Raw genomic sequence first — 15,179 nt, 5'->3', positions numbered from 1 at the left:
CAGAATTAAGAAATCGAACGTTATGCTTGAACTTAACTCCTTAACCGATATTGCCGCATTGCGTGAAAGCGTGGACATCGAATGCAAACTCGCCCAAGGCCGCGATGGCAAAGGCGGTTTGCCGAATGATCTCTGGGAAACCTACAGCGCATTTGCGAATACGTCTGGCGGCGACATTTTCTTGGGTTTAAAGGAAAATAAAGATCTTAGTTTTGATTTGCGCGGTGTAGAAAATGCAGAAAAGGTCTTAGAAGATTTTTGGAATAATCTAAACAATCCTCAAAAAGTAAGCTTTAACCTGTTACGTGACTCCATGGTCACGGTGATCACGATTGAAGGAATGCGCCTGATACACATTCACGTGCCACAAGCGAGTCGGCAGCAGAAACCCGTTTTCGTCAATAATAATCCTCTGACAGGAACATTTAAGCGCTTAGGTAGTGGTGATATGAAATTGCAGCGCGATGCTGTAAGTCGTCTTTTGGCGGAACAGAGTGAAGAGAGCCGCGACGCAGAGATTTTGGTGGGCTATTCGATTGAGGATCTTGATCTCGATAGTTTGCGCGTCTACCGAAATATGTACAGTACTCGTGCGCCTGATCACCCTTGGAACAAGGTCGACAATCAGGAATTCTTAATACAAATCGGCGCCTGGCGTCGCGATCGTGTTTCTGGCGTTAGTGGATTGACGAGAGCTGGTTTGCTCATGTTTGGACAATATCGTCCAATTATGGACGCTTTTCCAAACTACATGGTTGATTATCAGGAAAGGCCTGAAGCCAAGACCGAAGCTCGGTGGATCGATCGGATCGTGCCAGATGGCACTTGGTCTGGGAATGTTTTTGATTTCTACCAAAAGGTTATTCGTAAACTTACCGCCGATTTAAAAGTCCCCTTCACAATGCAAGGAGATCAGCGACAGGACGATACCTTAGTACATAAAGCGCTTCGAGAAGCGTTGGTCAATACTTTGATTCATGCCGATTATTCAGGGCACGCTTCTATTCTTGTGGTCAAACGCCCTGACATGTTTGGTTTTAGGAATCCAGGCCTGATGCGTGTTGCCATTGAGAGTGCCGTGCAAGGAAGTGAAAGTGATTGTCGCAATCGTATTCTGCAAAACCTATTTCGATTTGTAGGCCTAGGAGAAAATGCAGGTTCAGGTTTGCCTAAGATTTTTGATGGTTGGAAGAGTCAACACTGGCGACAACCACTACTCAAAGAGAAAGCCGTACCGAACGACCAGACGCTTTTAGAGTTACACGCATTAAGTTTGGTACCGGAGAAAACAATTCACTTTTTACGAGAGTCGATTGGTTCAAAGGAATTCGACTGTTTGAATGAAACTGAGCGTCTTATTTTAGCCACGGCTCATATTGAAGGTACAGTCGATCACCGACGATTGATGCAGGTACTTGATATTCATCCGAAAGATCTATCCGCCACCTTTAGTGGACTGATTGAGCGAAGTTTACTCTTACAAGAAGGTGCTGGAAGAGGAACCATCTATTTTCTTGCCCAAGCTCGGCTAAGTGATGACATTAAGGAAATTTTTGGAGATGATTTTTTCGACGACTCAAAGAAAGTTGTGGACTTCAATACATTGACTGATAGCTCTGGGGGTTTGAGCGGAAGGTCTGGGGGTTTCAACAATAGCTCTGGGGGTTTGAGCGAACTTCAATTATTAGCTGAGCCTGTCGCATCCAAAAAGAAAGTTTCAAAAGAAGTTGTCGTAAAGACCATTCTCGAGTTATGCCAAGACAAGGCCTGCACATTGGGAGAATTAGCCTCATTACTTAAAAGATCAACAAATGTAATCCGAAAAGACTATCTCCAGCCAATGTTAAAAGCAAAACAATTGTTCTACAAGTATCCGACCAAACCAAATCATCCTGAGCAAGCTTATCGATCCGCTAAAGAAGAGTTAGAAAATGATCACTGAAGACCAACTAGAACAACTCTGCCTCACTTGGTTTGCTGAAATTGGTTATAGCTATGTCTGCGGCTATGATATTGCGCCAGACGGAAACAGTCCCGAACGGAGTGATTATCGTCAGATCATTTTGCCAGCACGTTTATTGTCGGCTCTGCAAAAGATTAATCCCCATATCCCCGCCGCCACCTTAGAACAAGTCGCGCTACAAATCGCTAAGCCAGAAACACCGATACTGATCAAAAATAACAAAGCCTTTCATCAGCTTTTGCTGGAAGGCGTGAAGGTGGAATTTAAATCGCAGGAAGTCGATGCCAACGGCAATGCTGAGAGCAAGATCGATTATGTGCAGTTGATTGATTTTGCTAACACTGGCAACAATGAATTTTTGGTCGTCAATCAATATTCTTTGGCGGGCAGCAAAGGTAATCGCCGCCCTGATGTGCTGGTGTTTATTAATGGCATTCCGCTCACGGTGTTGGAACTGAAAAATCCTGCCGATCAAAACGCCGATATTTGGCAAGCGTTTCAGCAGATACAAACCTATAAAGAAGAAATTCCTGATCTGTTTATTTTTAATGAAGCGGTCGTGGTGAGCGATGGTTTAATTGCGCGTGTGGGTTCGCTCACTTCCAACAAAGAGCGCTTCTTGCCGTGGCGCACGGTGGCGAATGAACATGATAAGCCGCTGTTTGAGTTTCATTTAGAGACTTTGGTGAAGGGATTTTTTAAGCCCGATTTATTCCTTGATTACATACGCTATTTCATTTTGTTTGAACTAGATGGCGACAACATCATTAAGAAAATCGCGGGTTATCATCAATTTCATGCTGTGCGTGAGGCGGTGCGTGCGACGGTGATTGCGGCACAACGTCCCGATGGACGCAGCATTGCCCAGCCTCGTGCCAATTATGCCAACGAAGTTGTAGCAGGCTCAGGTAAAGCGGGCGTGGTATGGCATACGCAAGGTTCGGGTAAATCGATTTCTATGCTGTGCTATGCGGCGAAACTGCTGGCGCAGCCTGAGATGAACAATCCGACCATCGTCGTGGTGACAGATAGAAATGATCTGGACGGTCAACTCTACAATACCTTTTGCATGGCCCAAGAAGCGCTCAAGCAAACTCCGGTACAAGCGGATGATAGAGATGATTTACGTGAATTACTCAGCTCACGTCAGGCAGGTGGCATTATTTTTACGACGGTGCAAAAGTTTGCTTTGTTGGGTGAGGAAGCTAGTCACCCTATTCTCTCGACGCGCCACAATATCGTGGTGATTAGCGATGAAGCGCATCGTAGTCAATATGGCGACAAGGCCAAATTCAATACCAAGACTGGGCAATACACGTTTGGCTATTCCAAGCACATGCGCGATGCGTTGCCGGAGGCATCGTTCATCGGCTTTACAGGTACACCGATTGATTCTGCCGACAAAGACACCAAGGCAGTGTTTGGTGACTATGTTTCTATCTACGATATTCAAGATGCGGTGGACGATGGCGCGACCGTGCCTATCTATTACGAATCACGTTTGGCAAAACTCGACATCAATCAGAATGAGATAGAAACCCTGAATGAAGAAGTCGATGAAGTCATCGAAGATGAAGAAGATGTTGCTAGCCGTGAAAGCACCAAATCACAATGGGCGGCTTTAGAAAAACTGGTCGGCAGCGAACCGCGCATGCAACAAGTCGGCAAAGACTTAGTCGCGCACTTTGAAAACCGCATCGCCAGCATGCCGGGCAAAGGCATGATCGTGTGCATGAGCCGCGAAATTTGCGTCGATATGTATGACGCGATTGTGGCGATCAAACCTGAATGGCACGATGCAGATCCGACCAAGGGCGCGATTAAGATAGTGATGACAGGTTCGGCTTCGGATAAATCCAAACTGCAGCCGCACATCTACAACAAAGACACCAAAAAGCTGTTTGAAAAGCGCTTTAAAGATGTGAACGATCCTCTGCAATTAGTGATCGTGCGTGATATGTGGCTGACGGGTTTTGATGCGCCGAATTGTCACACCATGTATATCGACAAGCCCATGAAAGGCCATAACCTGATGCAAGCGATTGCGCGGGTGAATAGGGTTTTCAAAGATAAACCGGGCGGTTTGGTGGTGGACTATATTGGCATCGCCAGCGAGTTAAAAAAGGCACTGCACACTTACACAGGCTCACAAGGCAAAGGCCAACCCACCCACGATACACGTGAAGCCTATGCGATTTTGTTGGAGAAAATGGATATCGTGCATGCGATGTTTCATGGCTTTGATTACAGCGAGTTTGAGACCAAGGCCTTGCAGCTATTGCCTAGGGCGATGAATCACTTGTTGGGAATGAAAGGTGCTAGCGGCGAGCTCGATGGGAAGAAGCGTTTTCTCGACGTAATGGCGGCACTCAATAAAGCCTATACGCTGTGTAGCACCATGAGTGAAGTTGAACCTTTGAAAAAAGAGATCGCGTTCTTAAGTGCGGTGAAGCACGCGATCACCAAGTTCACGACCATTGATAAACGCCGCACCGACGAAGAGAAAAATAGTGCGCTCAAACAAATCATCGATAACGCGATTATTGCCGATGGTGTGGATGATATTTTTAAAATGGTGGGCTTAGACAAACCAAATATCGGTCTGCTCTCCCCTGAATTTATGGAAGACGTGGCGCGCATGCCGCACAAAAATTTGGCGGTAGAACTGCTGGAAAAATTACTGCGTGACGAAGTCAAAGCGCGCATGAAAACGGATGTCGTGTCTGAGAAAAAATATTCAGATCGTATTTTAGAAACGCTACGCAAGTACCATAACCGCGCTATCGAAACCGCTCAAGTGATCGAAGAATTGATCAATATGGCGAAGGAGATGGCAGCCGATGCCGAGCAAGCCGCCAAACTGGGACTCAATTCCGACGAGATCGCCTTCTATCGCGCTTTGATCCAAAACGAATCTGCAGTGAAAGAACTGGGCGACAATAATCTGCGGGAACTGGCTAAATACGTTACCGAGCAATTACGTTCGTCAACCACGGTCGATTGGCAGGTGCGTGACAGTGTGCGTGCCAAATTGCGTAATTTAGTACGCCGCGCTTTGAAAAAGTGGAAATATCCACCAGATAAAACGGATGAAGCGATTGATTTGTGTTTAAAGCAAGCTGAGGTCTTGAGCCAGAGCTGGTCAAACTAGCCAAATAATGCGATTTAAAAAATGTTTCTATTTAAAGTCAGTGTTTTGACAATAAACGCCTATCACTCACTCAAGCGACAGATATATTTCATTTGCAATACAATAAATCTGGCAGTGCATTCAGCTTCAATGTCCAGTCTGAACTTAGCCATGTCATTAAAAATTGCAACAACCAAAGCGAACAAAACATCAATTAATACGCCGCCTTAGCTGTTGTCACAATATGACCATTTATCGAATAGCGGCATGCTTTCTCTAAAAAGAATACGCGAAATCTGACTGACCAAATCATCAAACTAATGCCTGTACATCGCCCCCTACGATTCAAGCTGGATAAGTGCCAACATATATTGCAGGAACAATAAAATAATCGACTCGTGCTGGAGGCACTAAATCGAATTACCCCACACGATGTGGCGCTCGCAGTCTTTGCTCTGGGAACACTTGCCCCCCTCTCGCATCACCAGCACATCAACATCTGCGATATCCGTTTATTTTAGTAATGCGATCTTTTGCCTCTACTGGATCCATCCTAATAAGAAAACCAGTAAAACTAGGACGAGCTTTATTTTGCGCAAACGACAGAAGCAAAAAATATCTTTAATGAAAAAATAAGGCCTAGATTCTTACCATACATTAAAGTGCTACATAGACAGATCCGTGTATCAAAAAATAAGCTTGTCGTTTAATTTGCAGTACAAAAAAATTCTACTGGATAAATTCATGATTTTCCTTGAAGATTGATAAAACTTTAAAGCAACGCCTATGAGAGTTAGTCATACAGTTCGAGCCAAACTTTTCGTTTTCATCAATCAAAGTTCTCTCTATGAATAACAAAATAAAAACCGACTTAGATAAAACAACTGCTGGCAATAAGCGACGGTTTCTCTATATCGGCATTTGCTTTGTTATTCTATTTTTCATCGTCGCTTCCATCATCACTCTGCTATACCTGAGGCAAGAAGCGAACGCCCGCGTGCAACGTTCGACTGAAAATTTAGCCAGTTCACTACAGCAAACATTTGACGGCATCATTGATACGATAGACGTTGCTTTGCTGTCGGCAGTCGATGAAATCAGTCGGCAACAAACGATCAATAAAGTGGACATCGATAGCATTAATCACTTGTTGCTGCGTCAAGCTCGGCGTGTGCCACACCTGGCATTTATTCGTAGTACGGATCAATTTGGCAAAGTCATCTATGGTGTCGAGAACGGCAGCAAAACAGCGTATTTAGACGATCGAGAATTCTTTAAACGATTACGCGATGACCCCAATGCTGGTTTGGTCATCAGTCAGCCAGTGTTTGCGAAAATCGCTCAAAAATGGGTGTGGGCTTTTGCACGCCGCCTCAACCACGCTGATGGCTCATTTGCAGGCATGGTATATGCGTCTATTTATACAGATGAAATCGAAAAACTCTTTAGCCAAATTCATATGGAGGCAGGTGGATCCATTGCAATTCGTCATCAGAACATTAATCTAATTGCCCGCACCACATTTGAAAGAAGCAACCCAATTCCGACTGGAAGTACCACGATTTCTCAGCCGTTTAAAGATGCACTCAAAGCGAATCCTCAATCGGGCAGTTACACCAGCGATGCCAGCAGCACAGATCCGATCACCCGCATCTATTCTTATCAACGCAGTAGTAAATACCACTACCTGATCAACGTTGGCTTAGCAACCGAAGTGGCACTCTCTGGCTGGAGAAATCAGCTTACTGCGGTAAGTCTAATCATCACACTATTCACTTTATGCCTGCTCTACCTTGCTCGCAAGATTGACCTAGCATGGCAGCAATATGATCGTGCTATCGTGACTTTAAAGCACAGTGCAGAGCAATTAACAATAAAACACCAGACACTCATCAATTCAGAAAATCAACATCGCTCTCTACTCGAAAAATTACACACCGCGATTGTGGTACATGCACCTGATACCAGCATTATTTTCAGCAACTCACGCGCCGCCGCGCTATTAGGTTTAAATGAAGACCAGATGCATGGAAAAGTAGCGATGGATCCAGCATGGAGTTTTGTCGATGAAACTGGTAAAAAATTAGATCCCGATGCCTATCCAGTGAGGCGAGCGCTGCTATCGCAACGATCATTTACCGAAATGGTCATGGGAGTCCGACTCCCCAATATTCATGGTATTCGATGGATGCAAGTTAGTGCGTTTTTAGAAAATGATGAACACGATCAACTCAAACAGATCGTCGTCAATTTTAATGACATTACACAACAAAAAGAAGCCGAGTTACGTTGGCAGTTCGCACTTGATGGCGCTGGTGATGGTGTGTGGGATATTGACTTGGTCAATGGTAAAGGCAATTTTTCTCAGCGTTATTTAGAGATGCTCGGTTATCCGACAGGAGCATTTGCTGAAGACTATCGAGAGCTGTTAGATCTCATTCATCCAGAAGACAAAAACCTCTTGCTGAACGAGATGCAGAAACATTTAAGTCATCAAACTCGACAATTCTCCGCTGAGTATCGCATGCTCTGTAGTGATGGTAGTTACAAATGGATTTATGGTCGCGGCATGGTTGTGAGTACCGATGAATTCGGCAAGTCTCTCCGCATGGTCGGCACACATACCGATATCTCGGCGATGAAAAATGCGGAAGAAAAAATCTGGATCGAAGCTAACTACGATGCATTAACCAAACTGCCGAATCGTCGCTTATTCTATGATCGCATCGAAGAAAATATGAAGAAGGCAAAAAGAGGAAAAGAAAGTATCGCTTTACTCTTTATTGATCTGGATCGCTTTAAAGAAGTGAATGACACACTGGGACATGATGTTGGAGATCAGCTATTAATTCAGGCGGCAACACGCATCAAGGAGTCAGTGCGCGTCTATGACACCGTCGCGCGTTTAGGTGGAGATGAGTTCACTGTCGTTTTAACGGATATACACGATAGTGCTGATGTCGCACATCTCGCAGAAAAAATTATTCAATACTTGTCACAGCCATTTGTGATCCATGGGGTGGAATCTTATGTGTCAGCAAGCATTGGTATCGCCTTATATCCCGACGATGCCAGCACGGTGATTGAACTGACAAAGAATGCCGACCAAGCCATGTATTCTGCCAAAGACAGTGGCAGACAATGTTTCCGATTTTTCACCAAGACCATGCAAGAAGATGCAACGCAGCGGATGCGTCTAGCCAACGATATGCGTCATGCACTCAAACAAAATCAATTTCTGGTCTACTACCAACCCATCATTGATTTACAGAATGGCGAGATCTACAAGGCCGAGGCTTTAATACGTTGGCAGCATCCTGACTTGGGATTCATTTCTCCCGCCAGTTTTATTCCTATTGCAGAAGACACTGGCACAATCCATCCAATTGGCGATTGGGTGTTTTCTCAAGCACTGCAACAAGTGCAAGCTTGCCAGACACTGCTAGGTAGAAAATTCCAGATCAGTGTCAACAAATCTCCGGTGCAATTTCTGGTTGAGCGTAGCGATCAGCATAACTGGTTAGATCAACTAGCCGCCTCGTCTATTGATGGTGACAGTATCGTGATAGAAATCACCGAAGGTGTGCTGATCAACAACGATGTCCGTGTAACGCAAAGTTTATTGCAATATCGAGATGCAAAAATCCAAGTAGCGATTGATGATTTTGGTACTGGCTATTCGTCTTTATCTTATCTGAAAAAATTCGATGTTGATTACTTAAAGATTGATCAATCATTTACACAAAATCTTACGATCGATTCCTCTGAATATGCGCTGTGTGAGGCGATTATTGTGATGGCACATAAACTTGGCATTAAGGTGATTGCCGAAGGGGTTGAGACAGAACAGCAAGATCAACTATTGAAGCAAATGGGCTGTGATTTTGGCCAAGGTTATCTATACGCCAGACCATTGCCTGCTCCACAGCTAATCGATTTTTTACGCCACCAAGCCAGCTCTAAGCTCGGTGAATTTATCGAATAAAAATCCATCGAATAAAATCAATCAATTGACTGTCAAAAATAAAAAAGCACTGAATTAATAAACGCAGTGCTTTTCTACTGGAAGGCTTCAATGTTGAGTAAAGCGATAAACGTTTTTTACATCTTAAGCCTTACATCTTAGTCTTTACATATTAAGTCTTACATCTTAGCCTTTACGAATTACAAAATGTTCGACTACATCCCGCAAATTCGCAGCTTGTTCAATCAAACTTTCTGAAGCCGCCGTTGCTTGTTCAACCAATGCTGCATTTTGCTGCGTCATGCTATCGATATCATTGACTGCCGCATTAATTTGTTGAATGCCTGCATTTTGCGCTTCACTGGCGGCGGCGATTTCCGCCATGATGTCAGCTACATGTTTAACGCTGCTAACAATTGCCTCCATCGTCTGTCCCGCCTCATCCACCAAGCGGCTACCCTGATCGACTTTTTGAGTCGAATTACCGATTAATTCTTTAATCTCTTTTGCCGCACTCGCGCTACGCTGTGCCAAACTGCGAACCTCAGAGGCCACCACAGCAAAACCACGTCCCTGCTCACCCGCTCGTGCAGCCTCAACTGCTGCATTCAACGCCAAAATATTCGTCTGAAAAGCGATACCATCAATCACACCGATGATATCAACAATTTGTTTTGAGCTATCTTTAATCGATCCCATCGTTTGTACAACTTCACTCACCACCTCGCCGCCCTTACGCGCAATATCCGAAGCTGCCAGCACCAATTTATTCGCTTGGACGGCATGTTCCGTATTCTGCTTTACAGTCACCGTCAACTTGTCCATCGTGGCGGAAGTTTGATCCAAAGAATTAGCCTGCGCTTCGGTTCTGTGTGACAAATCAGCATTTCCATCCGCCATTTCGCGTGAAGCATCGATGATGGCATCGACCCCTTGCTTTACCTGACTGACAGAATTGTGCAGCATTTCAATCACATACACCAAAGCCTTGCCAGAGTCGCTAGCCGGATGCATTTCATGATCGCGCAAATTAATCACACCATTTTGTCCATCCAACTCGGATGTGTAATTCATTAGCTCAATTTCCTGCACACGATCACGGCGAATTTGAACAGCGATATAAGACAGCACCGCAGCTTCGACCACTACATAAGCTGCGTGCGTGAGAAAAATAGCAAAACTGGGTTTAGTAAAACAAATTACACCGAAACCCAATTCCTGTAGATAGCCAAAACTTGCGTGATGCACGGCAATCGTTAAGGCAGCGACCAAGATCACACGCCAATCCGCGTAAATCAGCAGGAATGCCAAAAATGCAAAGATACCAAAATGCAGTTCGGTCATGCCTAAGGCTTGTTGTATATGCAGGGCGCAAAAAGACATTAAGGCGAATGCATTCACCAAACGCGTCACTAATTGACCTGGAAATACATACATTAAATATGCAGGAACCAATAACAAAGGCAAACCAGCAAAGAACGCCATCTTCCAAGTGTCATGCCAATTCGCCAGCGCAAATGCAAATACCTGCATACCGACTAAGATGGCAAAAATCAATTTATCTGATTTTGCATACGAAGCATCCATTTTGGATAGTAATTGATTTGACATGCAGAACTCCTGAAAGGCAGAACATCATCTTGAATAGATGACCGAGATTTTTTTGCTACGCTTAGTTTACTCCACTCCGCAACCATAAGCATCAAGCCTGATGCGAAAGCACACAAATTCAATTAAACCAATATTCATCAACGGCACTTAAACTAGCGGTTTGCGGAGTGGTGAAATTATGTGGCGGAATGATGTGGTGAAATGGGAGAAGACAGTGTGACGCAATCACGGTAATGGGTGAACTGCTAGCAATTGAGCTGCTAACAAATAAGTCCTACCCACGAATTGCAAGAGATAACCGAAGCGCCATGATTACCACCAAACTGTGACACACAAGTTTTGGTGGCAGCGCAATGCGCTTATTGGTACAAAGAACTACGAGATTGGATGCATGAAAAACGCCTCAACAATCTTAATAAACGACACAAGCTAAATCGCTTAGAACAACATACAAATTAAACTAAAACCTAATTCAGACTCAAACTCACGCTCACACTAAAATAAAAATAATAGCCTCGTGATCTTGATAGCGTTCAATTTTATTCTGCTGTCATCTTGGCTTTTTCAGCAGCAGTCAAACGTTTCGCGCGAATCTCAACTACCTGCGTCACGGTCATTTGTGCCATTTCTAAATCATAAGCCAATTTATCTTCGTCACTCATACGTTTCGCACTCACAGTCACCGATTGAATCGGTGCAACAGAAGCTTCAACATCAGCGCTTGTCGCCACGTTCACGATACCGACAAAAATCAAAGATGTTAAGCAAGCAGAAGCAGCGGAAACGATGGCAGTTGCAGTTAATGTTTTCATGATAGTTCTCCAAAATAAGTTTTAAAAAATGATGCGAAATCTAAGTATTTTTCGCTTCCTACATTATCGATTTGCACTTCGTTTTGCATTTCGATGTGTGTACTATATCCAAGCCAAAAATCAAGTACCAGGGCTATGCGACGAAATGCATAATTGCGGGATTCAAGTACTAAAAATGAGGAATTAATGTTTGTGATCAACGATCTGATCTAATAAAAATGCAGTGCTACCTACATCATCTCTGACGCAAAAAATCTCTTAATAGATTTAGTTTCAAATGCAGTTTCAAATACCAATATTCAGCGCAAACATTGAACGATATTTTTGCTCTAGTAAGATTCATGAACGACAAAAAATATGCGGACAACTGATATTCAGTTTCAACGAAATGATGAGAGTAGATCTGGAAGTAAATCAGGGAATAAACAAAGAAATAAGACATGAGTGCCTGAAGAGAAGCAATAACACTTAACTCTCTTCATCGCCGTGCTGAGAATAGCAACGGGCGGATTCACTGTAACAAATAAGAGTCGGCACTCGAACTCTTTTGAATTATCTGCTTGCGCTCAATCTTGCGGCAAACATCGATAATGAACTGATCTGCAAGCTAGTCTACGAAAGGCTCTACAAACAGTTTCACAAACCACGTAATAAACTACTCAAGTACAACGAACTGTTTTTCTTACTCTGCAGACATTGCCGCTTTTTGCTCTGGCGTTAAACGCTTTGCGCTGATCACGACTGTTTGCATCATGGATGTTTCTTGATCATAAGCGAGTTTTTCTGCTTCTGTCATACGAGCGTGACGTACTGTAACAGTTTGTATCGGTGCTGGTGATGCTTCAACTTGGGTCGTAGTTGCGACGTTGACGATACCCACAAAAATTAAAGAAGTTACGCAAGCAGAAGCTGCAGAAACGATGGCGGTTGCGGTCAATGTTTTCATGATATTTCTCCTAAAGATGTCGTTAAATGATGTCAAAGTTTTGCTTGGTTTTTGTATCGAACCGTGATTCGATGGGTGTACTGTAATCAAGCTTTCAGTCAAGTGCTATCGACATGCGACGAAATGCAAAAAGGGCGGGATTAAGCTACAAAATCGGCACTTAAACGACAAATGAAAGAGCGGTACCGCAGCACCAGTTCAGTGAGAATAGAGATGAAAATGTCAATTAAGCCATCTATTGAAGTGCCATAACGCAAGTGCAGAGACGCTCTGGAGAAAATCTGCAACAGATCTCTCATGCAATGACGCTTGGCTTAGCGTCATTGCGAGACAGGCTATCGACTATGTGAGGTCAGTTTTGCCAAGGGCGAAGCCAAGCTAACGCCCGGTGCCTGATTGCGCGCAGCCGGCTTTTTGGAAACGGGTGTGGCTTCATCAAGACGCTCATCCGCTTCACCCGACATTAATCCTGCGGTGCCGGGATTGCGCCCCATTGCTACGCCAACAGCCAACATATCAATCACCAACAAATGTAAGATCCGGCTAACCATAGGCAAATGCGTTGTGACGTCTTCGACATGGTCAACAATCAAGGCAACGTCGGCTTTACGAATTAAAGGCGAATGACTAGCGGCAATCGCAATGATTTTCGCACCACGTTCACGCACTTTTTCAGCGACTTCTAACAACTCAGGTAGGCGGCCGCTACTACTGCTAATAACAACCACGTCTTTATCACTTAAAACGCTCGCAGACAACAGTTGTAAACGCGAATCGGTGTGCGCAATACTTGGAATGCCTAGTCGTAAAAATTTAAATTGTGCATCTTGGGCTACCACGCCATAGTGACCAATGGCGTAAAACTCTAACTTGTTCGCTCTGCTAATCAATTGAATTGCACGCTCTATCATGTCGCGATTTAATTGACTGCGTACCTGCAAGATAGACGATGCGGTATTTCCCAACACCTTTGCGCCAAGCTCTAAAGCAGAATCATCATCGGTGACCTGGATATGTGTGACAGGCACCGTGCCAGTCAAGCCCGATGCCAAGCGCAATTTAAAATCGGACAAACCTTCACAACCAAGTGAGCGACAGAATCGAATCACCGTCGGTTGGCTGACATCTGCGGCACGGGCAATCTCGGCGATAGGATCATTCACCACGGCTCTGGCGTGTGCCAAGACATGATCAGCGACGCGTAATTCAGCGGGTGACAGGTCAGCACGAATACGCCTGATTTGCCCTAAGATTGCTGAGCCTGGCTCTGTCTTTAAAGTACGTAGCTGCGCATCCAAAATTGCCGCCGCCCCCATAAAAGTGGCATGTTCAGCCGTGATCACAAATGTAGGGATCGCCGCAACATAACGGCTAAATCGCCCTTTTTCCTCAAATCGTGGTCGAAAACTTGATGCTGCAAAATACTCACCCAAACGCGGCACAATACCGCCACCAATATAGATACCTCCCATCGCACCCAAAGTCACAGCGAGATTTGCCGCAGCGGTTCCCAACAGAGCACAGAACACGTCAAGCGCCTCAATACATTGCGCATCATGTTGATCAAGTGCATGTTGGGTAATCTCTGGCGCAGTCAATTCTTTAGGTTTAACTTGCGCATGTTCAGACAAGGCTTGATAAATCAACTCTAAGCCCGGGCCAGATACCAAGCGCTCAAAAGAGACGTGTGCAAAGTGTTTCCAAACATATCGCAAGATCACGATTTCACGTTCATCTCGCGGCGCGAAACTGGTGTGACCACCTTCAGAGCCAAGCGAGATCCAGCCATCACCAGCAGGAATTAAACCCGAGGTTCCTAAGCCGCTACCTGGGCCAAGTAAACCAATCACGCTTTGTTTGCGCGCCTCGCCGCCACCAATTTGCTGCACATCATTTGCCCCAAGTCTAGGCAAGGCCATTGCCAAGGCAGTGAAATCGTTCACGATCAATAAGGTATCAAAACCTAACTTTTGCCGCATTTCCTCAATCGAAAATTGCCAGTGATAGTTAGTCATACTGACTTGATCACCATCGACCGGATTAGCAATCGCCACCGCAGCATGTTCGATATGCAGATCAGGCAAACTTTGCAAATACGCTTTTACGGCAGAATAAAAGTCTGCGTAATCCGCACACAACAAAGAATGCGTATATTGAAAATCACCTTTTCCCATTTCGAGCGTAAATCGTGCATAGGTTCCGCCAATATCCGCCAGTAAATGTGGCGTCGGATGCTGGGCACTTTGCGCAGATGAAGTACGGGCAACTTGATTGGCTTGCATAGGTATCCAAAAAAATAAGGCTTTACTGCCTAAATCAGGCGACGAGAATGAAAAAGCAACTTACTCGCTGCAAATTCTGCGATAAAACGAACAGACATGCGAGTGAAAAAACAAGAAAACACATTGTAGTCTGACTAGACTGGATTTGGATATATCAGTCCACTTGATGCCTTTTTAAGTAGTTCAGATTCCAAATAACAAATTTCTTGTAACTAGACTACAGATCAAGCACGTAGTCAGACGAGTAATTATCCTAGTCAAATTGATATTAATCAATTTTCACTAGCGACTTCCTTAACTCATTTTTAGTCTAAAGCACCAAAAAATCAACCACTTATATAAGGGGCATCTCAACTAAACATCGATGCATTATCGTATGCAGGCTGATTCTCAGACTACAACTTGTTCTTTCAAAAAGAATTCTTTCGCTGAAAACCACACTTTCAAAGAAATTCTCAAATCATCGAACAA

The 15,179-nt window shown here is 44.3% G+C and carries 7 protein-coding genes; 3 read left to right on the top strand and 4 right to left on the bottom strand.

The genetic code is table 11. The features are described from left to right. Positions 1-22: 22 nt before the first annotated feature. From H8K33_RS09435 to H8K33_RS09425, 3 genes are all read left to right on the top strand, one after another. Complete coding sequence (locus H8K33_RS09435) at positions 23-1,942, top strand: RNA-binding domain-containing protein (protein ID WP_186890768.1); 1,920 nt, start codon at positions 23-25, stop codon at positions 1,940-1,942. After that, a complete protein-coding gene (locus H8K33_RS09430; RefSeq protein WP_186890767.1) occupies positions 1,932-5,114 on the top strand; it encodes a type I restriction endonuclease subunit R in 3,183 nt (1,060 codons plus the stop codon). Before H8K33_RS09435 ends, H8K33_RS09430 begins: the two co-directional genes overlap by 11 nt. An 826-nt stretch (positions 5,115-5,940) precedes the next feature. Beyond that, positions 5,941-9,078, top strand: a complete 3,138-nt coding sequence (locus H8K33_RS09425) for a bifunctional diguanylate cyclase/phosphodiesterase (RefSeq protein ID WP_186890766.1) — start codon at positions 5,941-5,943, stop codon at positions 9,076-9,078. Between the two features lie 165 nt (positions 9,079-9,243). Here H8K33_RS09425 and H8K33_RS20090 read toward each other — a convergent pair whose 3' ends face one another. The 4 genes from H8K33_RS20090 to H8K33_RS09405 form a co-directional block, all read right to left on the bottom strand. Next, on the bottom strand, positions 9,244-10,668 hold the full coding sequence (locus H8K33_RS20090) for a methyl-accepting chemotaxis protein (protein ID WP_186890765.1): 1,425 nt from the start codon (positions 10,666-10,668) through the stop codon (positions 9,244-9,246). Between the two features lie 539 nt (positions 10,669-11,207). Next, on the bottom strand, positions 11,208-11,480 hold the full coding sequence (locus H8K33_RS09415) for a hypothetical protein (RefSeq protein WP_186890764.1): 273 nt from the start codon (positions 11,478-11,480) through the stop codon (positions 11,208-11,210). Positions 11,481-12,162: 682 nt separating this feature from the next. Further along, a complete protein-coding gene (locus tag H8K33_RS09410) occupies positions 12,163-12,426 on the bottom strand; it encodes a hypothetical protein (protein ID WP_186890763.1) in 264 nt (87 codons plus the stop codon). Between the two features lie 335 nt (positions 12,427-12,761). Further along, on the bottom strand, positions 12,762-14,708 hold the full coding sequence (locus tag H8K33_RS09405; protein ID WP_186890762.1) for a glucokinase: 1,947 nt from the start codon (positions 14,706-14,708) through the stop codon (positions 12,762-12,764). Positions 14,709-15,179: the final 471 nt, after the last annotated feature.

The organism is Affinundibacterium amnicola, from assembly GCF_014284275.1.
GTDB lineage: Bacteria > Pseudomonadota > Gammaproteobacteria > Burkholderiales > Burkholderiaceae_D > Undibacterium > Undibacterium amnicola.
Note: the sequence above shows the minus strand (reverse complement) of the source record. Positions and strands in the feature narration are given on the sequence as shown.

Coding starts and splice junctions, on each gene's coding strand:
- H8K33_RS09435 (WP_186890768.1), top strand. CDS start 23: ATGCTTGAACTTAACTCCTTAACCGATATTGCCGCATTGCGTGAAAGC.
- H8K33_RS09430 (WP_186890767.1), top strand. CDS start 1,932: ATGATCACTGAAGACCAACTAGAACAACTCTGCCTCACTTGGTTTGCT.
- H8K33_RS09425 (WP_186890766.1), top strand. CDS start 5,941: ATGAATAACAAAATAAAAACCGACTTAGATAAAACAACTGCTGGCAAT.
- H8K33_RS20090 (WP_186890765.1), bottom strand. CDS start 10,668: ATGTCAAATCAATTACTATCCAAAATGGATGCTTCGTATGCAAAATCA.
- H8K33_RS09415 (WP_186890764.1), bottom strand. CDS start 11,480: ATGAAAACATTAACTGCAACTGCCATCGTTTCCGCTGCTTCTGCTTGC.
- H8K33_RS09410 (WP_186890763.1), bottom strand. CDS start 12,426: ATGAAAACATTGACCGCAACCGCCATCGTTTCTGCAGCTTCTGCTTGC.
- H8K33_RS09405 (WP_186890762.1), bottom strand. CDS start 14,708: ATGCAAGCCAATCAAGTTGCCCGTACTTCATCTGCGCAAAGTGCCCAG.